The organism is Cupriavidus sp. SIMBA_020, assembly GCF_046535395.1.
Lineage (GTDB): Bacteria > Pseudomonadota > Gammaproteobacteria > Burkholderiales > Burkholderiaceae > Cupriavidus > Cupriavidus campinensis.
Genome location: NZ_JAWRWU010000017.1, coordinates 95,891 through 115,895, shown reverse-complemented (window position 1 = coordinate 115,895; position 20,005 = coordinate 95,891). Strand labels below are relative to the sequence as shown.

Below are 20,005 nucleotides of genomic sequence, written 5' to 3'. Positions count from 1 at the left end.
GGCCCTGTTGGCCCTGTTGGCCCTGTTGGCCCTGTTGGCCCTGTTGGCCCTGTTGGCCCTGTTGGCCCTGTTGGCCCCGTCGCCCCCGTCGCCCCTGTTGGCCCCGGCGGGCCCGGCATCCCTCCGCCATCGGCGCGAGCGCCAAGACCCAGCATGGGCACGACGATCGGTACCGACGGCGCGGCCAGCCCGATCGCAAAGAAGCCTCCTCCGCCACCGCCTCCGCCGCCCTTGTTCTTGCCGTCGCCCGGGTTCAGGTCCAGTTGCGTACCCTGGATCACGACCTTGTTGCCCACGAGCTTGATCGTTCCGTCGCTAGCCATTGTCAGCGAAGCTTCCCCGCAGGTCAGCGACAGGGCCTCGCCGGAACTGACGGCCATCGCTTTGCCGATGCTCACCAGGTATGCGCCGCCCACCGAGTAGGTCGAAGCGCCGCCGACGTTCACCGCAGATATGCCGCCGATGCTCATGGAATACGCGGCGCCGACCGTGTGGACCGATCCGCCGGCCACGTTAGTGGCATAGAGTGCGCCAACGCCGAGGTTGAAGTTCATACCCACGCCCATCGCCAGGTCCATGCCGACGGTTTTCGTCTCGTTCCGCTTGGTCAGGCTGACCATATCGCGCTCGGCCTGCTGGTAGAACTCCTCCATGCCGGCCTTGTCCTCGAACCGGACGCCGTTGTAGTTGTCCGGCCCGCCACCCGGCGTCTGGCTTTTGAAGCCGCTCTTGGTAGCGCTGGCAGGCAGGTCCCAGGGCGGCTGCGTCGCATTGTTATAGAGGCTGCCGGTGACCAGTGGCCGATCCGGGTCGCCGTTCATGAAGTTGATGATTACCTCATGGCCAACGCGCGGGATATAGATGCTGCCGAACTTGGCGCCAGCCCAGGCCTGCACCACACGCACCCAGCAGGAGTCCGACTCATCGTTACGGGCGTAGCGGTCCCACAGGAAGCGCACCTTGATGCGGCCGAATTCGTCCGTCCAGACCGTGGAGCCCGGCGGACCGACCACAATCGCCGATTGCGGACCGTGCGTATTGGGCTTGGCCGTCGTGCGGGGCATGCGGAAGACCTCGTTGGTCGGCTGCACCTCGAGCTCGTTCCGACATTGGTACTGATAGCCGGCGCCCGATTCGTCGGCAATCTCTGTCAGCGTCAGCCTCGATTCCACCACGAGGTACTCGCGGTTCGCGCTGCGGTGCGCGTGGCGGGAGAGCACGAAGGTCTCGCCGCAAGCCACGCCGCGTACATTGCCATGGCCGAACGCGCGCGCCCCTTCCGCGCGCGCTTCTTCCATGCGGACACGACTGATCATGTCGCCATGTCGTGCGTCGGTAAAGTCACTTGGCCACTCGAACACGTCCCGGTCGGCCCATGTGGTGCGACGCGGCTGCTGATTAGCTTGCAGCAGCCTTGCCCGCGAGCGCGTGAAGTCGTAGTCGTCCACTTCCACGCGGCCGGTACGCAGTGCCTCGTGCACAGAGAACGCCGCGATGTGTTCGATATCGATCTTGTCGTCGTTGGGGTGATATTCGATCTGGTGGTAAGCCTCGCTGCGCACGCGGCGGTGTGCCCCGATGTGATCGCACAACACAAGCCGGTGCTTGCCGTCCGAATGCTCGAAGAACCAGTAGATGCCCCATTCCTCCATCAGGCGCTGGATGAAGTTGAAGTCCGTCTCGCCATACTGGACCTGGAACTTGCGCGGATCATTGCGCTCGGATTCGCTCGTCAGCGCATACTTTCCCACGTCGAGCCGCTTCTCCACCGGGTAGGGATAGTCGGCCAGGACGTCGTCGATGATCTCGAGTACGGTTTTGTCCTGGTAGATCTTGAAGTCGTTGGTCAGCGTGGCCAGCCACAACCACGGCCGCAACACCACGCGATAGACGTTATAGCGTCCCTCCTGGTGCAGGTAACCGGCCGAGACAACGAGCCCACTGATCTCCCGAGTGCCTCGCCCTACCTGGGTGCCTGGCCCCTTGCCGCTCCCATCAATCTGGATCGAGAGCGTCATCTCCTTGCCAACCAACGCTTTCAGGTCGAGGTTCGCGCTCGCCGCCAGCGGCAGTTGGTAGTCGTCCGGCGTGCGTAGCTGGACCTCGTACTCAAACAGTCGGCCAAGCCGCTCCGTTCCATGAACCTGCAGGAACTCCAGGGCCGGCAAGCCGGCCACCGTGGGCATAGCCGCGCTGCGGATCGCCACGGTACGATTCTGCGAAGCAACGCCGTTCAAGAATTCAGTAGCCATCTCTTCCCTATGCAATCACAGTCTGTTTCCAACGTCGTCGGCATGGCCGGCGCTACGTGCCCTTCGGGCAGGAAAAGCCCCTGAGAAGCTGACCGGACAGCGCATTCGCGTGCCCGCCCGTCACGAATTCCAGTGCCGCATGGCGGTCGTCGAATGTGAAATCCACGACCATGCGGCTGGCCGAGGCCGTGCCAACTGGCCGACCTTGATCAACCAGCCGGAACAGGGCCCACGGGCCGGACGTCACGATCGTCGACGTATCGGGCCGGATCTTCGGGCTGGCCGACATCCCGGCTACCGCCCCGCCGCGTGGCCCCGGCCATCCCAGTTGGAACGTCACGACCGGGCCATGCGCATAGCGGATCTGCTGGCCGTCGATGTCGAGCGAAAGTTCCAGGATCTCGGGGTCAAGATTGGCCACCCGAGCATCCACCTTCCACGCCATCCGCTTCCCGCCCGATTCGCGGAAGAACGTCTCGCGGATAGCTGCGGCCCGTTCAAACGGTTCCAGGCTTGGGCCGTGGATGGGCGGCATGCCGGGACTGAGCGCCTTGTACCGCCATGGCCGGGAACTGGTATCGACGTTCGGCGCAAGCGTTCGGGTGAAGAAGGCATCCAGCAGGCCATCGGCCGCAAAGATGTGGTGGAAGTCCTCGATGTCCACATCCTGGCTCGCATCCGCCACGAACGGATACTTGCCCGCGATAGCGCGGCGGCACGCCGCACCGACGGATGATTCGAGCTGGGCCGCCAAAAGCGTGCCAACGCCCGCGTTGACCTTCTGCGTTACCTGAACGGATATACCGGCCAGCACTGCGCGGAACGGCGCGGGGAGTTTCTCGGCTTCCAGTTGCAGCATCGTGCCGATGTCGACCGCCGGCGGCATGCTATTCGCCGCTAGCGCGGCACCCGCCACAGAGAGCCGGGTGTACTGCTCGCCCAGCAGCGCCAAGATGCCGCCCAGGTGGAGCGCATTGCCGCCGGAGCCGAGCGCAGCCACCGGCGCGCTGGCGGGAGCCGTGCCGGCGCCCCCATCGGCGTGCCCGGTAACCACCTCGCGCAACGCCGCGAAGCGGTTGTCGACCAGTTCGCGCTCCACGCGGCGCAGCCGATTCGTGCCGCCGAGCGCGGATGCAGCACTGGCCGCGCGCGTCACCGTATGGAGCCGCGACGACATGCCCGTCGCCGTGACAGCCTTTTGCGCGGCATCCATGCCGTCCTCCTCGTCGTCCGCCACCGACAGCGACGTCTCGCGTATGGCAGTGCGGGCCAGCCGTGCCAGCGGGGAATCCGCGGAGGACAGGATGCGCAGGATCTGGAGATCGAGCACTGTGGAACCGCCCTGCTCCGCTGCGTCCGGCATCGCCGGCCGCACGCTTTCCAGAAAACGCTGCCAGTAGTTGGCGTAGTCGATCAGATATTGACGGCGGATATCTTCGGCCAGCGGCGAACTGGCCATCAGCGTGGCGACGTCCTGGCCGTAGCCGGCCTTTGTCTGCAACTCCGTGCGCCCCATGATCCAGGCATCCGCAGGCTGGGCCTTGACAAGGAAGTGCGCCAGCCGCCGCGCAAACACCTTGTGGTAACCGTCATACGTGTAGAGGCCGGGCACGCCCTGCTCCAGCAGGTCGCTGTCCGCGAGCGTCAGGACCGATCCTGCCTGCAACCCCGCCGCGCGCGCCAGGGTGACCGGCTCGGGCGCCTCCTTGGCCATCTCCACCATGGCCCGCTCATAGAGCCGGCGCGGTGCCGGGTTGCTGCTCAGGTAGCGACGTGCGCGGTCCACCAGCAACGCGTTCCGCGGCGTGGTCGGCGACAGGTCGTCGCCATCGAACAGGGCCTGGAGGTGCTGGCGCATCCGGTGGGGCTCGCCGAACACAGCGCTGCTGCTGTCCGACTGCTCCCAGTCCTTGAGCACCCACGCCTTGAACACCGCGGCGTCGAAGTGTTTCCTGTCATACAGCATCAGGTAAGCCGTCAGGGCACTATAGACGCCGTCGGGATCGCCGGCCTCCATCCGCGCATCGAGCGAATCCTCTAGACGCCGCACGACATGCGGCAGTAGTGTCTGGCGCAACAGGATGGCGTAGGTTCGCCCCGAGGCGTCGATGACCGGAGGCGCGGCATAGAGCCCGTATCGGTAATCGAAGCCGGGATTGGCGAGATCGAGCTGCCCGAGGTGCGGCAACTCGGCCGACGCGTTCAGCATGGCGGGCAAGGCCGCCGGCTCGTGCAGCTTCCGATATCCCTTGACCCGTTCATCGAGCGCAGTCACCTTCGCGTCGATGGCCGTAAGGTAATCGCGATTGTTCTCAAAACTCGCGATGAGTGCATAGACCAGCCAGCCACACACCACGATCGACGCCAGATAGCTCGCCCCGCGCATCGCCCGGAAGCGGAGTTCCCAGCGCAGGTTCGGCCGAACCAGGTGGGCTTCCGGCACAATCACCTGCTGGAACAGGTTGTGCAGGAAGTAGCTGCGATAGCCGGACGTCTCGGCGCCAGGGGCACCCGATGTCTCGGCCTCTGCTCCGGTATCGCTGGGTACGGAGCGGATGGCGCCACCGCGCAGCCGCTGGAGCAGCGTGGTCTTGTCGGCGGCAATCGTCACGTCTGACTGCATTGCGCTCGAGAAGTACACGCCGCGCAAGGCGCTGTCGATCTGCGTGCTGTCGTAGCGCGAATCCATGAACACGAGCGACACCACATCGAGCACCACGTCAGCCAGGCACCCGAATTCCGCCGGCAGCGCATACAGGCGCTTGCGGCGTTCGGTCTCGTACTCCTCGATCAGCCGATTGTTGACGCCCGCTTCCAGGCGATCAACGAGCACGCCGATTTCCTCGACGCACTGTTCGCGCAGATTATTGACGCCGCGAACCGTACCGTCATCCGGTGCAGAGACGGCAATCCCCCAAACCTGCGCACGGCCTTCGGCAGTCAGCGACTGGAAGTACTCGCCGAAGCCCGGCAGCACATCGACCTTGGTGACGAGCACATACACCGGGAAGCGGATGCCAAGCTCGTGCCGCAGCTCAGTCAGCCGCGTGCGCAGGGTCGCAGCGAGGGCGATCCGCTCGTCGGGCGACTTGCCCAGCAATTCCGAGGCGCTGAGTGCCAGCACCACGCCATTGACAGGCGCGCGCGGGCGGTGCTTGCGCAACAGCCCAAGGAAGCCGATCCACTCCGTCTTGTTGCGCTCGGGTTCATCCGTCTCGCCGGCGCAATGATCGGCGTACCGGCCGGCCGCATCAATCAGTACCGCCTCGTTGGTGAACCACCAGTCGCAATAGGTCGTGCCCTGCGGCGCCTTCAGAGAGACCGCATTCATCTGGTCTGCTTCCGGGAACTCGAGTCCGGAATTCAGAGCGGCAATGGTCTTGCCCGCCTCCGGCGTGCCCAGCATCAAGAACCACGGCAGATCGTAAAGTTGGCGGTCACTCTCAAAAAATCGCTTCAGGCCCAGCCCGCGCCCATGAATGCGTCGGACATGCTGGACAGCCTTGCCGACAATGGCGCCAAGCACGTGCAGTTCTTCCCTTGGCCGAGCAGCCGCGTCATCGGGCGCCGCGAAGATGCGCTTGACGAGGGCATCGTTGCTGCGCAACGCGCGCCACAGACGCCAGGCACCGTATACCCCGTAGGCAATGACGATCAGGAGAATGCAGACGGTACGCGCACCATAGGAAGCCAGTGGACGAACTTCGCCGAGCGCAAGGAGCGGGCCGAGATGCCACAGCAACATACACACCGCGGCTACCGCGAGCGGGCTATACGGCCAGCGCCGCAACCAGCAAACGTACAGCACGACCAGCATCACGATGGCGGTCACGCGTAGCGACAGATCGCCAAGAGGATGATGAGCGCCGAAGGCGAGCCAGGGGCCGAGGAACCAGACGGCCAGTCCCAGCGCCACGACGGCGAGGAACGCCAGCATCGCCTTCGAGAACAGGGGGGAGAAGAAGGTCTTCAAGTTATGCATGTTGGGTCCGCGCTACTGCGTCACCATGACTTCCACGCGCCGGTTGCGGGAACGTCCTTCCGCCGTGCCATTGCTGGCCACGGGTTGCGCATCGCCACGGCCATGGACCGCGATACGATTCGCGGGCGTGCCGCCCGACTCCAGGATCTTCGCCACGAATGCCGCTCGCTTCTCGGACAACGCTTCGTTGCTCGAAAACTCCCGCGAACGGATCGGCTGGCTATCGGTATGACCCGTGATGACGACTTGTCCGCCGACTCGGGCCACCTCCTTTGCCACCTTTTCGAGGGTCGGATACATGTCCGCACGCACTTCGCTCTTACCGGACGGAAACATGGAATCGCCCTTGAAGATGACCAGGCTGTGCCGGTCGTCCTCCTCCACGCTCACGAGGCCGCGCGCCACCTCGTCCTTGAGCAGAATCGACAGGCGGAGCCGCGCCGGCGCCTGCACCGATCCGCGCGGAATACTGTGAATGCGCGCGTGCAACGCGCCCCCGGCTGTGAGCAATTGATACTTGTACCAGGCGAACAAACCGAACACGATCACCGCTGCCACGGCGGCCAGGCTCCATGGCGGCACGCCGCGCAACGCACGCAGGCGGCCCGGCTCGGCGGGCTTCCAGCGTGGGGACAGTTCGACCGGCACTGCATCGCGCGCGCCCGCGACCAGCGCGGCAAGGCGATGCCGCACCTGCTCCAGATGACGCCTGCCATCCTCGATCACGCTGTACCGGCCTTCGAAACCCAGGCCCAGGATGCGGTACAGGATCTCGAGCACGTCGATGTAGGTCTGCGGATCGGCAGCCATCCGGCCGATCAGGAGAAAGACCTTCTCACCGCCGTCGTTCTCGCCTTCGAAGGCAATCAGCAGGCTGTTGCGCGCCCAGGCGCCACCGCCGCCCCATCGCGTGCGGTTGGCGGCCTCGTCAAGCGCTGTGCAGAGGCAGTAACGCACCGCCGCCATGTGCGTCCAATGGAGGTTGGCACGCTCGCAAAGGGTCTGGAAACGGTCCACTTCGCGCGCCAGCAGGAGCCGCAGCGCGCGGATCTCCTCCTGCGACGCCATCGTCGCCGGCATGTCGGCCAGCATACGCAGCAGCGGGCCAGCCGCTTCCATGAGCGGATTCCTGGCGACCCGCACCGCCTCGAGCCGTCGTTCCACGTCCACTGGTGGATCGAACGCGAACAGCACATCGGCTTCCGTTGGCGACATGGTCTCGCGCGAGACCGCCACCTTCGCGCCAGATGGCGTCTGTACGTCCGTCACGCCGGTCTCGGTGAGAAACGCGAAATCGTCCGACGATTCAAAGTTCCCGGCGCTCACTTATGACGCACCCCCCACAGTTCCATCTTCAGCTCGGGAAAACTGCCGGCGATATGCATGGCCAGTGCGCCCTGCTGAGCGATCTGGTCCCAGAACACGCCGGTCCGGGACAGTTCGAAATAGACGTAATTGGCATTGAACGGAATCTGGCGCGGCGGCACGGGCAGCGGCAGCATCTGGAGCCCGGGCAGGTGTGAGCGAATCAGTTCCGGCAAGCGCTGAGGCTGGCTGATCTTGGCCTGTGCGGCGAACTGCTGTTGCAGCACGTCGGGCGACATCTGCGCGCCGACTGCGAGCACAAGGCTCTCGAAGCCGGCCAGCTCCGTTGGCAGCATTGTCGCGAGGCGAATGCCGTGCGGCTGCTCCACCAGCGGAATTGGCTGCGCCCCACGGATCAGCACCTGGTTCAGCAGGTAATGGACCTCGGTAACGAGTGGGTACAGGCTTTCAAAGAGACGCGCATGGTCGTAGCCCGGCGCAAGCTCCGGTCGCCGCGTTTGGGGGCGGACAAAGGTCGCCAGGTCGCCGGATAGCAAGAGCAGCGCGCGGTAGAGTTCGACGGGCGAGGTCTCGCCAATCTGCCCGATGTGCTCGAGCAGGGGTTCATGCCGGTTGAGAACCTGGAGCAGCAGATAGTCGGCAACTTCGGCAACGGCTCCGCTGCGCCCATGGCTGCCCGAAAGACGATTCGCCAACGCGTCGGCACGCAGCTTCGCCAGTCCGTGCAACTGCGTCACCCATTCCCGCAGCAAGGCGTTGGCGCCAAAGTGCACCACCGGAGGAATATGATCCCGCTCATGAAGGACGACAGACCCGTCTGGCTGCAGGCTCTGGACGCGTGCCACGGCGATGCCGATCCAGGACTGGCTCAGTTCCTTTTCAGGCAACAGCCGCAGCCGCAGGTTAGCCATCTGGACCGGCTTCGGACCTTGTCCGATCGCGTTTGCGTCCCGCAGTGCCTCGTCGAAGGCGAGATACCGCGCCAGCGACCCGGCCTGCTCCTCGAAGATCGTTTCCTCGGTGTTGGCAAGGCGTAGCGGCACAGCAAGGTAAATCAATTGGCCGAGATGCTCGGGCGTGATCGTCAGCGGTGGTGGCGGCGGCGCCTCAGTTGGCGTGTCGAACGGTGTGCCATCGGGAAAGATGCCCGATCCACGCTTGATCGCCACCTTGCCGAAGGACAAAGCGCTCTGATCGATCTCGTACTGGCTGAATCCCCATGAGAACGGACTAAGCGTTGTCACACATCGCTGTGCAACATATTCAAGATAGCGCTCTTGTTGCTGAAACAGCTGAGGGCGCAGGAATAGCCCTTCACTCCAGACAATCTTATTGTGGTAGCTCATGGCAATCAGTTGACCTCAGTAATCGAAACAGCTTGATCGCGTGCCTCGATCTTCAGGGCGATAGTCCTGTCGGGCACCACTGCGCGGTACCAGGCCGCGTCCGGCGCTTCGGGCAGTCGCCACGTCGCGCGCCACACGGATTTGCCCAGGTCGCGATAGCCAACCAGCACGCCGATTGCGGTTGTGGCCGGGTTGGACTTGCGTTCGATACGTTCGCCGGTGCCGGGTCGCAAGATGAACTCGTCGACGGCAAGCAGGTCAGCAGCTAGCACCTTCCTGTCCTCGTTCTGAAGCGTGAAGAAGTCGGCGTTATCAAACGCCGCAGCAGACTTGAGCTCGTAGACGCGCACCACGACCGGCGCTGCGCGACCCTGTTCATCGCTGTTCAGGTGCCCGCTCGTCTCGATATGGAGCTTCAACTTCGACACCTCCTTGCGCGTCGGTGCAGTGCTGCATCCTTGCAAGACCAGGCATGCCGTCAGCAGCAACCACCCAATCGCCATCCACCGAGTGGCGCGAGTGCCTGCCATTCCGGTGGGAGTCAGATCAAAGCGCATGAACATGTTCGATTCGGTTTGGCTGCGCACAGGGCAACCCGGCCGCCGAATCGCAACCGGATTGCACGACAACCAGGAGACTCAGGCGGTGTTCTTCTTGACGTCGAACGTCGCGGTGATCACACCGCCGCTGCCGCCTTGCGCGTTCTGCACCACGTATTCCTGCTTCAGGCGCGAGAACGACAGACGCACGATTTCACGCGGACGTGCTTCGTCCGAGCTGAGGCCAGAGGGGCTCACCTGCGTGACCAGCAGGTCATGCATCGTGAACTTGATGTACTCGAGCGGGCTGCCGCCGGCCTTGCGGACCACCAGGCGAGCCTCGTCGATATGCTTGCCCAGCAGGCAGTACTGCACGAGATTCGGGCTGGCACGGTCGATATAGTGTTCGAACTGCAGATCATCGACAGTGGCCTTGCCAGCGCCGCCGCCAGATCCGGCGTGCATGTTGGATTGCTGGCTGACGTTCCACGACCAGCTCAACACCTCGATCTCGCTCTTGTGAACGCTATCCTCGGACTCGCCATCGATGCCGGTGATCTTCAGGAAGATGTCTTGTGCCATAGTGAGAATTTCCTTGTTCAGTAGATATGACTTGCCGATGGCGGGCTTGTTTGACGAGCCCCCGCCGTGACTCGGAATCGAGATCGCAGGCACGACTTCCGCCGCGCCACGATGCTCAGGCGGCTGCCTTTACCAGCGGCAGCTTGGCTACCAGTCGCAGCGATACCGTCAGGCCTTCGAGCTGGAAATGCGGACGCAGGAAGAACTTGGCCTGGTAGTAGCCGGGGTTACCCTCGACGTCCTCGACCACTACCTCCGCAGCGGCCAGCGGGCGGCGCGCCTTGGTTTCCTGGCTCGAGTTCGTCGGGTCAGCGTCGACGTAGTTCATGATCCATTCGTTGAGCCACTGTTCCATTTCGTCGCGCTCCTTGAAGGAGCCGATCTTGTCGCGCACGATGCACTTGAGGTGATGGGCAAAGCGCGAGCAAGCGAACAGGTAGGGCAGACGTGCCGACAGGTTGGCGTTGGCCGTGGCGTCCGGATCGTAGTACTCGGCGGGCTTCTGCAGCGACTGTGCACCGATGAACGCCGCGTAGTCGGTGTTCTTGCGGTGGATCAGCGGCATGAATCCGTTCTTCGACAGCTCGGCCTCGCGGCGGTCCGAAATGGCGATCTCGGTCGGGCACTTCATGTCCACACCGCCATCGTCGGTCGGGAAGGTATGGCAGGGCAGGTTCTCGACTACGCCGCCACTTTCGACGCCGCGAATCAAAGTGCACCAACCGTAGCGCTTGAACGAGCGGTTGATGTTCACCGCCATCGCGTAGGCGGCGTTCGACCACGCGTACTTCTGGTGATCGGAACCGTCGGTCTCTTCCTCGAAATCGAACTCATCCACCGGGTTGGTGCGCACGCCATACGGCAGACGGGACAAGAAACGCGGCATGGCCAGGCCGATGTAGCGCGAATCCTCCGACGACCGCAGTGAGTTCCACGGCGCATACTCGAGGTTCTGCGTGAAGATCTTGGTCAGATCCCGCGGATTGGCGAGCTCCTGCCAGGAATCCATCTGCAGCACGGATGGGGACGCGCCGCTAATGAACGGCGCGTGCGCGGCGGCAGCCACCTTTGCCATCGAGCCGAGCAGGTCCACGTCTGCCGGCGTGTGATCAAAGTAATAGTCGGCCACCAGGCAGCCATAAGGCTCGCCGCCAAGTTGACCGTACTCCTCCTCGTAGATCTGCTTGAACAGAGAGCTCTGATCCCACGCCACGCCCTTGAAGCGCTTCATGGTGCGGCGCAGTTCGTCCTTCGAGATATCCATGAAGCGGATACGGAGCTTCTCGTCGGTCTCTGTGTTGGTGACCAGGTGGTGCAGCCCGCGCCACGCGCTTTCCAGCTTCTGGAAGTCCTCGTGATGCAGGATGAGGTTGATCTGCTCCGATAGCTTGCGGTCGATCTCGCCGATGATGGCCTCAATGCTCTTGTAAGCATCGTCGGACATCGTCACCGCATTAGCCAGCGCCTGCTCCGCGAGTGTCTTGACCGCGTTCTCGACAGCCTCTCGCGCCTGCTCGGTCTTCGGCTTGAATTCCTTGGTCAGCAGCGCATTGAAGTCGGATTTCCGGTCGAGCGTCTGCGCTGTCGCGGCCTTGTATTGCGTGTCACGTGTTGCCATGTCTGCCATGTCTTGTACTCGGTTTCGGTTGCTGTCCTTACTGCGCCTGGGCCTGGTCGTCCGCGTCCTTCGCCGCCTCGGGGCGAGGTGCCTTGGCCAGTGCATTCAGCAGCGCCGGGTCCTTGAGCACCTGTGCAACCAGGCTTTCGGCGCCGGACTTGCCGTCCATGTAGGTTTGAAGATTGGCGAGCTGCGTACGGGCCTCGAGCAGCTTGGCGAGGACATCGACCTTGCGGGCGATGGCGGCAGGCGAGAAGTCGTCGATGCTCTCGAAGGTCATGTCCACCATCAACTGGCCCTCGTCCGACAGCGTGTTGGCCACCGGGAACGCCACACGCGGCTTCATCGCCTTCATGCGCTCGTCGAAGTTGTCGACATCGATGTTGAAGAATTTTCGATCCGCCACCGGCGGCAGCGGATCCACCTGCGTACCGGAAAGATCGGCAAGCACACCCATCACGAATGGCAGTTCGATCTTTTTTTCCGAGCCGTAGATCTCGACGTCGTACTCGATCTGCACACGTGGCGCGCGGTTCCTCGCGATGAACTTCTGTGAACTGTTGGATGCTGACATGGGATACTCCGTCGAATGCGTGGTGATGTGGGACTTGCCGTGAGATCCGCGGACCCGAGCTCCGCCGCATGGGCCTGCGAGAAGCATGGTAGGTCTCGAAGCGGGGCCGCGATATAGGAAACGTTCGAAAGTTCCGGGTCTTGTCGGAAGTTTCTGAGCTAGCGTCAGCGCACCTCAATGAAGAACCAGGTGTCGGCCATGACCGACCCCGGGGTGGTGGGTCCCGTCGCGTAGTACCGCCCAACGAATGAGAGCGACATTAATCCTGTCGGCGACATCGGAAACATCGGCGTCGTGGAGTGATCGCCCACCACGATTGGTGTCCCGTCCGCCTTGAGCAATTGGACCTGGACGTTCTGCGCGGTGCCAACGGATCTCAACCGCCCGTCGACCCTTCTATTGGTGAGGAACAAGACTGCCACGGGCTCTTGACCACCCTCGCACACCAGATTGATCGTGAACATGGTGTCGCCCGCTGTGTCTCCGGCTTTCTTCAAAGCGCCTGTTGGGATCGTTGGCAGGCTGACCTCTAGTTGGGGCGACCCTGAGTGGCGGCAGGTTTGCGTGACGTACTTCCCCGTGAAGTTCAACGCGACGGATGGTTTGCTGCCGTCTGCAAAGGCGGAGGCACACAGCATGGTCAGGCCGACGGCCAAGAGCGCCTGAAGCGTCCGTGGTAACGGCCTCGCTTGCTGTATGACGGGCAACTTAGCGTGCATCTTCATTCTTTGGGGTCTCCGCTCACATCGATTCCACTTCAACTGGCCGCCGCTTCGCAACGTAGTGTCAGGCGCGCTCCCGGGTCTGTTCCGCCATCCACGCTCGCTCCAGCGGGCATTGCGTACGGCAGTTCGCATGACTCGGCCGTCGACTCGCCCCACTGCGCACGCAGTGCGCCGCTGCCCTCCAGGCCGCGCAGGAACGCCAGGCCGCCCTGCCCGACGATACCCATCGACTTGCCATCGGCGGAGAACAAGGCCGTGCCTAGCGGCAGGGGCTCGCCTGCGTGGTCATGCATGGCCACCAGCGCGGCTTTTCCGGTGACGGTTGGCATCTTCACGAGCACAAGGGCGTTGAGGCGCGGCACGACTTGGTCGCTGGAAGTCTCCAGTTCAACGTCGTCTGGCAGGTCGGTCGGATCAATCGCCACCCGGTTCACGCGGTAGGGCGTCAACGAAGGCAGCAAAGCGTAGCCATTTCCGTCGATGCGCGCGCCTTGTCCATTGACGATGCGCCCGCCCTCTGCGCCCTTGGCTTCGACAAGGGCGGCGGCCTGGCCGAGTGGCGGCCCCAAGGTGATGCCGCCTGCGTGCGCGACGATGCTGCCGTCCGCGTTCAAGCCGATCTGGCGACCCCGGTTTCCGAGGGAGGCGTTCGCGGCGTATGTGCCATAACGCGCACGATAGGTGGCGTTGCCACCGAGCTGGTTCGTGTGGTCACCCGAGTTCGACGTGCGTTGGACATTCATGCCGTAGGAAATGGGCGCTTCGCCCGCGGTGGCGCCGTTGAGGCTGGCCTGGAACGCGCTGTCGCCGTGGGTGTCCACCGTGACGTTCGTCGACAGAGAGTCGAAGGGACCGCGCTCCACCGCAGAGTTACGGCCGAGGGAAATGGTCAGGTTCACACCGAACTGGGTATGTTTTGAGCGATTCTGGTCGAATGACTGCTGGGCGTAGATCGTGTACGCCACTCTCCCGACTCCCCCGGTGAAGCCAGCCTGATACTGGGTATCCCTTCCGCGACCGCCATCCCAGTAGTCCTGCGTGCTGCCCGAGAGATACATGGAACCCATCGTGCCGAGTGGCTGGTTGATGCTGAGTTGCAAGCGATTGCGCGTGCGGTAGCTCATCAGGTTGCCGCCCGGATTCCCCACATTCCGCGCATAGATCGCGTCGCGCAGGCTGTAGAAGCCATCTGTCGAGTATCGATAGGCACCCAGCAGCAGGTTCGTTTCGATTGCGGGAATGCGCTTGCTGTAGCTCACGCGCCAACTGCTGCCGGTATGCGAACTGCTCGCCAGGTCCGTGCGCGCCATCGTTACATCGGCGGAGACTGCCCCGACCGGCGTATTGACGGCAAGGCCAAGCAGGCCCGAGCTATACCCCTCGGATGTCAGGACACCCGTGTAACCAGTCAGCATGTTGCTCAGACCACGCTGGATCGTCGCCTGCACCACCCACGGCTCATGCTGAACGAGCTGATCGCGGTACTGACCTGCGGACACGTTGAACCTCGTGAAGCCGGGGCGGAGCAGATTCGGCACGGCGGCAAACGGCACCAGAAAGGTTTGCCGGCGTCCGTCCGCTTCTTCCACCGTCACGCGCAGATCGCCGCCGTAGCCGATCGCCGGCAGATCGCCCAGTTCGAACGGACCGGGTGGAACGCTGGTCTCGTAGAGGATGTCGTTGTTCTGGCGGACGATCACGCGCGCGTTGCTTTCCGCCACGCCACGTACGATAGGTGCGTAGGCGCGCATCGAGTCGGGCAGCATCCGGTCTTCACTGGATATCTGAACGCCTCTTACACTGAACGAATCGAAGACCTCACCAGTCGTGAAGCTGTCACCGAACGTCAGGCGGCTTCGCCAGGACGTGAGATCTCGCTCGACATACGTTGCCAGATTGTTCCATCGCATGCCGCCCACGTTGCTGTTCCAGTCAAGCGTGGAGCGCTGGCGAAAGCGCCATTGGCCCAGATTCAAGCCGAGTTGCAGGCCGAGATATGCACTGCTCACGTCGGCGCCAGATTGATTGGCGCTGTATGTCGTGAAGTTGTACTGGAGCAGACCCGCTTTGATGCCGGCGTCCCACAAAGCAGGGCTCACATAGCCGTACGGCGTTTGCACTATGCTTGCCTGGGGGACGGTGATGTCGAGTTGCAATTCCGCGAGGTCGAATTCGGCCCGTGCATCGGGAACGAGGTCTGCGAGTCGGACACATTGGCCGTCGTCGTAGAAGGCTGCGGCTCCCGTTGCATCACCGGTTACGGCGCCGGCGGACTCCACGCGGGATCGGAGTGCCTTGTCAACATCGACGCCCAGACCACGCAGCGCCGCGATGGTGAAGCATGGCTCCGCCACATCGCTGTCTGCCATGGCGACAAACTGGACTTCGCGCTGCCCCTGCGCTTTGCCATTGAGCGACAGATCCACGTCGTAGACGCCCGCTGGCACGGGGTTGCCGTTCGTGAAGCGCGAAATGCTGACCACTTGGCCGTTCAGGAACGCCGGATTGAATTGGACCGCGGCAAGCTTGGGGCGGTGACGCCGCGTGCTTCGCTCCCGCGGTGCCGTCATGAGCGTTTCGATCTCCTCGATCGGTACGTCACCTGGCTTCGATTGGACCGCCTCTGCATTCAGTCCGTAGCACCCGAATGCGCTAAGGACCATCACCGTCCGTGCCAACGGGCGCACAGCCAAACGATGCCTCGTACTCATAGAAACATTTCGCCTTGCTTTGATGTGATCACGCCTTCTCAGCGGCAGGATCACCGGCTGACGGCGACTACGGGAAGCGCTAGCGTTGGCTGCTGGCGTTACTGGACTATGGCGGCGTCTTCGACGGTCGCGCCGAAGTCGTTGAGCAGGGTGTAGGCGATTGCCGTACCGCTTGGCGGGGAGACATTGCGATCGCCGACTTGTGGTAGCTCCGCGCTGCCAAATGGAGGGACCATCTTGGGCTGGTAGCCAATGTCGGTGGTGCCAGCTTTGACTGACACGCTGTCGAGTGACACGTAATAGCCAGTTGGATTGCCAACACGCAGCACCTGCTTGCCTTCTGCGTTCCGTGCAGCCGTCCAGGTCAATCCGGCACGCCCGGCGGACGGGTCGTCGCGCAACGCGGCGGGGCGATAGAACAGCTTGATACGCGTGCCAAACGCCAGCTGGAGCATGTTCCGGCTATCCGCATCCACCGGCTTTGGCGGAATCTCGAGGATGTTGAGCCAGTAGACCGTCTCGCGGTCCGCAGGCATTGTCTTGCCGGTGAACTTCACCCGCAGCGTCTGGCCTTTTCCACCTTCTGCGCGGAAGACCGGCGGCGTGATGACGAACGGCACATTGATCTTCTCGACCGGAACCGAAGTGTCACCATCGTCAATCCATGCCTGCACCAAGACTGGTGTGTCCTCGACATTGTTGAGCCGCACGGAAACTTGCCGACTCTTCTCGGGATAGATGACCCGGGTACCGGTAATGACGATCGCGGCCTGGGCCGACATTGATGCCAGCCCCACTGTCGCCGCAAACAGGAAGGAGAGCCATCTCCAGGCATGCATCGTTGATCTCCAGGCGCCTGATTGGCTAGCCCGCGAACGGGCCCAGCCAATCTTCCGCGTGCCTTAGTTGTAAGCCAGGGTAAAGTTCGCGGTGGTCGACACCATGCCAGCGGAAGTTGCACCGGTGGCGTAGTAGCGGCCGCCGTAGTGCAGCGTTGCGGTACCGACAGCGTCCGCGGCCGTCCGCGTCACCTGAATGGGCTTGCCGCTGTCGCCCAGACGCAGCACCGAGCCGTCGTGGTCCAGCAATTGCACTTCGACGCTGCCTGCGGGAGTCGTCGTTGCGAGGTTGCGGGCGTTCCCGGTTTCTGGATTAAGGTTCGTGATCTCCCAGTGCGCCGACACGCTGTTGACCCCGACCGGGCAGTTCTCGATACCGATGCTGAACGGCTTCGAACCGGCGGTATGGCCCTTCGCCGTCAGGCTGGAAATCGCGACGGTCGGCAATGTCACGGTCTGGTTGCGATCACCGGCGGTGACCGAGCAGGTTTGCCCCGTCAACCGGCCATTGAAATTGACCTGGCCCTGCGAGACGACGGCCTGTGCCATGGCGTTCGATGCCGCGCCCATAGCGACCAAAGCGGCGACGGCACCCTGGAGTACTTGCTTGTTCATGAAACGTCCTTCCATTAAGAATGCGGATTCAGTCCTTCCGCTGTTGCTGCAAAACGGCGTTGGCCTAACTCGGATCCCGCCTCACTTCACGACGAGACCATCGTACAAGCCGGCATTCCCGACGCATATATGACGCGTTCGAAAGTTCCCGTTAGTTCTGCGACAGAATTTCTGCCTGGCGCACGTGCAGGCAAAGTGCCGTCGCAGGGGTCAACCTGGCGTCGTCGATATCGACGTCGATATGCGTCAGGACAGATCGCGAGGCAACGGATTCCAGCCAGAGCGCCGACAATCTCGGCAGGATGTGCTGGTCAATAAAGCCGATCAGCGCGCGCGCACCCGTCTCCTGTACAAGGCAACGGTCGATCACGTAGTCGACCACCGCCTGGCTGTAGCCCACCGCGATGTCGTGATGGTCCTGCATGCGCTGCACAACGCGGTCGAGGTGCAGGCGTACGATGTTCGACAGCGAGGCATGCGCCAGTGGGCGGTACGGCACTACGGTCACGCGGCCCAGGAAGGCCGCCGGAAAGGCACTCAGCAGCGCCGGCATCAGCGCATCGCGCAGCGCATCGGGTTCCGGTGCATCCGAGGTATCGGTATGAAAATGGGAGATCAGCTCGGCGCCGACGTTGCTGGTCAGGAGAATCGCCGTATTCTTGAAGTCGATGTAGCGGCCATCGCCATCCTCCATGTATCCCTTGTCGAATACCTGGAAGAACATCTCGTGGACGTCGCGATGCGCCTTCTCCACTTCATCGAGCAGAACTACCGAGTAGGGACGGCGCCGCACCGCTTCGGTCAGCACGCCACCTTCGCCATAGCCAACATATCCGGGCGGCGCGCCCTTGAGCCCGGAGACGGTGTGCGCCTCCTGATACTCGCTCATGTTGATCGTGATCAGGTTCTGCTCGCCGCCATAGAGGGCCTCCGCCAGCGCCAGCGCCGTCTCGGTCTTGCCCACCCCGGACGGGCCAACCAGCAGGAATACGCCGAGCGGCTTCCCCGGATCTGTCAGCCCGGCGCGCGCGGTCTGCACCCGCTCGCTGATTCGATGCAGGGCATTTTCCTGCCCCATTACCCGATTGGCGAGTGTGGACGGGAGGGCCTGCACAGCGGCGACCTGATTGGTCAGCATGCGGCCGGCGGGGATGCCCGTCCAGTCGGAGACGACCTCGGCCACAATTGCCTCGTTGACTTCGGCAAACACAAGCGGCGCCTCACCCTGAAGTGCCGTCATACTCGCTTCGAGCTCGCGGAGCGCCTCCATGGAGGGTGGCGGCTCGGAGTCGCCATCAGGCTCGGCGTCCACGCCTGCACGGCGTTCCATGCGTTCGCGCGCGGACAGCAATGCCTGCGCCGCCTCGCGCTGGGCCTCCCACCTTGCGGTGACGGCCGCTTCCTCACCCTCCAATCCGTCGATGCGGGCCCGCACGTCTTCCAGATTCCTGTCGACTTCGAGCCCGATGCGCGCTTCACTTTCCAGCAGATCCAGCTCGGCGCGCGCCGCCAGCAACTGCTGCTGCACGTCCTGCAACTCCCGTGGTCGCGTTTGTTGGGACAGGCCGACCCGGGCGCAGGCCGTGTCGAGCAGGCTGATGGCCTTGTCGGGCAGTTGGCGGGACGGAATGTAACGATGTGACAACGCCACCGCGGCGCGGATCGCCGCATCGAGGACCACCACGCCGTGGTGACGCGAGAACGTCTTCACCAGCCCGCGCACCATATCGATGGCCGCCTGCTCCTGCGGCTCATGGACCTGCAGCACCTGGAAGCGGCGCGTCAGCGCCGGGTCTTTCTCGATATGGCGCTTGTACTCGGCCCATGTCGTTGCGCCTATCGTGCGGATCGTACCGCGCGCAAGGGCCGGCTTGAGCAGGTTCGCGGCATCGCCGGTGCCGGCCTGCCCGCCCGCGCCGATCAGCGTGTGGATCTCGTCCACAAACAGGATTGCGGTTCCCGCACTCGCTTCCGCCGCGGCCAGCACGCCTTTGAGGCGCGCCTCGAATTCGCCCTTCATGCTCGCGCCCGCCAACAGCGCGCCAACGTCCAGGCTCAGGAGCTTTGCGTCGGCCAGCTTCGACGGCACATCGCCCCGGGCGATGGCCAACGCCAGCCCTTCCACGACGGCAGTCTTGCCGACGCCCGCCTCCCCCGTCAGCAGGGGATTGTTCTGCCGGCGGCGAACCAGAACGTCGATCATCGTGCGGATCTCCAGTTCCCGGCCGACCACAGGATCGACCCCACCGGCACGCGCGCGGGCAGTCAGGTCTACGCAGTACTGCTCAAGCGGGGAACCGGCCACCGCGGCGTCTCCCATGGCGCCGGACGCCACGCCGGGCATCGCGGCCGGGAAATCGGAGCTCTCGTAGGCTTGATCCCCCTCCTCAGGCGAATCGATGATCCAGGCCGGCAGCATGGCATTCAGATCCGTCACGCCGATCTTCGCGAACTCGGGGGAAATCGACAGGAGTACGCGCCGCAGCTCGGGCGATTTCAGCAGGGCCGCCATGAGCCAGGCGCCGCGCACGCGCGGGTCGCGGAACTCTAGTGTCGCAACCACCCAGGCGCGCTCGATGGCGATGTCGATGTGGTTCGAGAAGTCGCTGATCGAGCTGGCGCCGGCAGGCAACGCAGCGAGTGCTCGAACCAGATCCGCATCGAGCTTCTCGCGGTCCACGCCACCGTGGCGGCAGATGCGATGCATGTCACTGTCGGGCAGCGCGAGGATCTGGTGCAGCCAGTGCGCCAACTCGACGTAAGGGTTGCCGCGGAGCTTGCAGAACGTCGTGGCCGATTCGATGCTGCGAAACAGCGTCTCGCCGAGTTTGCCGAACAAGGTCTTTCTGGATGTGGTCATGGTGTAACAGAGATGCCGGGAGGGGAATGGGTCCGC

General features: G+C 63.5%; 13 protein-coding genes. All 13 read right to left on the bottom strand.

Annotated features, from left to right (window positions below; genetic code table 11):
• The coding region (locus SB751_RS25285; protein ID WP_410748675.1) for a type VI secretion system Vgr family protein at positions 1 to 2,252 on the bottom strand (2,252 nt) is incomplete at its 3' end.
• Positions 2,253 to 2,304: 52 nt separating this feature from the next.
• A complete protein-coding gene (tssM, locus tag SB751_RS25280) occupies positions 2,305 to 6,234 on the bottom strand; it encodes a type VI secretion system membrane subunit TssM (RefSeq protein ID WP_410748674.1) in 3,930 nt (1,309 codons plus the stop codon).
• Positions 6,235 to 6,246: 12 nt separating this feature from the next.
• Positions 6,247 to 7,560, bottom strand: coding sequence for a type VI secretion system protein TssL, long form (tssL, locus tag SB751_RS25275; protein ID WP_144197620.1), 1,314 nt, complete (start codon positions 7,558 to 7,560; stop codon positions 6,247 to 6,249).
• Positions 7,557 to 8,906: a type VI secretion system baseplate subunit TssK gene (gene tssK / locus SB751_RS25270; protein WP_144197619.1), complete on the bottom strand. Its 1,350-nt coding sequence runs from the start codon at positions 8,904 to 8,906 to the stop codon at positions 7,557 to 7,559. Before tssK ends, tssL begins: the two co-directional genes overlap by 4 nt.
• 5 nt (positions 8,907 to 8,911) lie before the next feature.
• The gene (gene tssJ, locus SB751_RS25265; protein ID WP_244844476.1) at positions 8,912 to 9,463 is read right to left on the bottom strand and encodes a type VI secretion system lipoprotein TssJ; all 552 of its coding nucleotides are present in this window, start codon (positions 9,461 to 9,463) and stop codon (positions 8,912 to 8,914) included.
• A gap of 81 nt (positions 9,464 to 9,544) precedes the next feature.
• Positions 9,545 to 10,027 (bottom strand): Hcp family type VI secretion system effector, encoded by a 483-nt coding sequence (locus tag SB751_RS25260; RefSeq protein ID WP_144197618.1) that lies wholly within the window; start codon positions 10,025 to 10,027, stop codon positions 9,545 to 9,547.
• 115 nt (positions 10,028 to 10,142) lie between these two features.
• A complete protein-coding gene (tssC, locus tag SB751_RS25255; RefSeq protein WP_410748673.1) occupies positions 10,143 to 11,645 on the bottom strand; it encodes a type VI secretion system contractile sheath large subunit in 1,503 nt (500 codons plus the stop codon).
• A gap of 37 nt (positions 11,646 to 11,682) precedes the next feature.
• Positions 11,683 to 12,219: a type VI secretion system contractile sheath small subunit gene (gene tssB / locus SB751_RS25250; protein ID WP_144197616.1), complete on the bottom strand. Its 537-nt coding sequence runs from the start codon at positions 12,217 to 12,219 to the stop codon at positions 11,683 to 11,685.
• Between the two features lie 164 nt (positions 12,220 to 12,383).
• Positions 12,384 to 12,944, bottom strand: a complete 561-nt coding sequence (locus SB751_RS25245; RefSeq protein ID WP_186296823.1) for a fimbrial protein — start codon at positions 12,942 to 12,944, stop codon at positions 12,384 to 12,386.
• Positions 12,945 to 12,976: 32 nt separating this feature from the next.
• Entirely contained in the window at positions 12,977 to 15,514 is a 2,538-nt protein-coding gene (locus SB751_RS25240) for a fimbria/pilus outer membrane usher protein (RefSeq protein WP_410748672.1), read from the bottom strand.
• 239 nt (positions 15,515 to 15,753) lie between these two features.
• Complete coding sequence (locus SB751_RS25235) at positions 15,754 to 16,494, bottom strand: fimbria/pilus periplasmic chaperone (protein ID WP_144197613.1); 741 nt, start codon at positions 16,492 to 16,494, stop codon at positions 15,754 to 15,756.
• A gap of 63 nt (positions 16,495 to 16,557) precedes the next feature.
• Positions 16,558 to 17,109 carry a fimbrial protein gene (locus SB751_RS25230; protein ID WP_144197612.1) on the bottom strand — a complete coding sequence of 184 codons (552 nt, stop codon included), beginning with the start codon at positions 17,107 to 17,109 and terminating at the stop codon, positions 16,558 to 16,560.
• Between the two features lie 151 nt (positions 17,110 to 17,260).
• Positions 17,261 to 19,969 (bottom strand): type VI secretion system ATPase TssH, encoded by a 2,709-nt coding sequence (gene tssH / locus SB751_RS25225; protein WP_410748671.1) that lies wholly within the window; start codon positions 19,967 to 19,969, stop codon positions 17,261 to 17,263.
• Between the last annotated feature and the right edge of the window lie 36 nt (positions 19,970 to 20,005).

Excerpts from the sequence above, each read along its gene's own strand:
- SB751_RS25230 (WP_144197612.1), bottom strand. The coding sequence starts at position 17,109 with ATGAACAAGCAAGTACTCCAGGGTGCCGTCGCCGCTTTGGTCGCTATG.
- tssM (WP_410748674.1), bottom strand. The coding sequence starts at position 6,234 with ATGCATAACTTGAAGACCTTCTTCTCCCCCCTGTTCTCGAAGGCGATG.
- tssK (WP_144197619.1), bottom strand. The coding sequence starts at position 8,906 with ATGAGCTACCACAATAAGATTGTCTGGAGTGAAGGGCTATTCCTGCGC.
- SB751_RS25235 (WP_144197613.1), bottom strand. The coding sequence starts at position 16,494 with ATGCATGCCTGGAGATGGCTCTCCTTCCTGTTTGCGGCGACAGTGGGG.
- tssB (WP_144197616.1), bottom strand. The coding sequence starts at position 12,219 with ATGTCAGCATCCAACAGTTCACAGAAGTTCATCGCGAGGAACCGCGCG.
- SB751_RS25260 (WP_144197618.1), bottom strand. The coding sequence starts at position 10,027 with ATGGCACAAGACATCTTCCTGAAGATCACCGGCATCGATGGCGAGTCC.
- tssH (WP_410748671.1), bottom strand. The coding sequence starts at position 19,969 with ATGACCACATCCAGAAAGACCTTGTTCGGCAAACTCGGCGAGACGCTG.
- SB751_RS25240 (WP_410748672.1), bottom strand. The coding sequence starts at position 15,514 with ATGACGGCACCGCGGGAGCGAAGCACGCGGCGTCACCGCCCCAAGCTT.
- tssC (WP_410748673.1), bottom strand. The coding sequence starts at position 11,645 with ATGGCAACACGTGACACGCAATACAAGGCCGCGACAGCGCAGACGCTC.
- SB751_RS25245 (WP_186296823.1), bottom strand. The coding sequence starts at position 12,944 with ATGAAGATGCACGCTAAGTTGCCCGTCATACAGCAAGCGAGGCCGTTA.
- tssJ (WP_244844476.1), bottom strand. The coding sequence starts at position 9,463 with ATGCGCTTTGATCTGACTCCCACCGGAATGGCAGGCACTCGCGCCACT.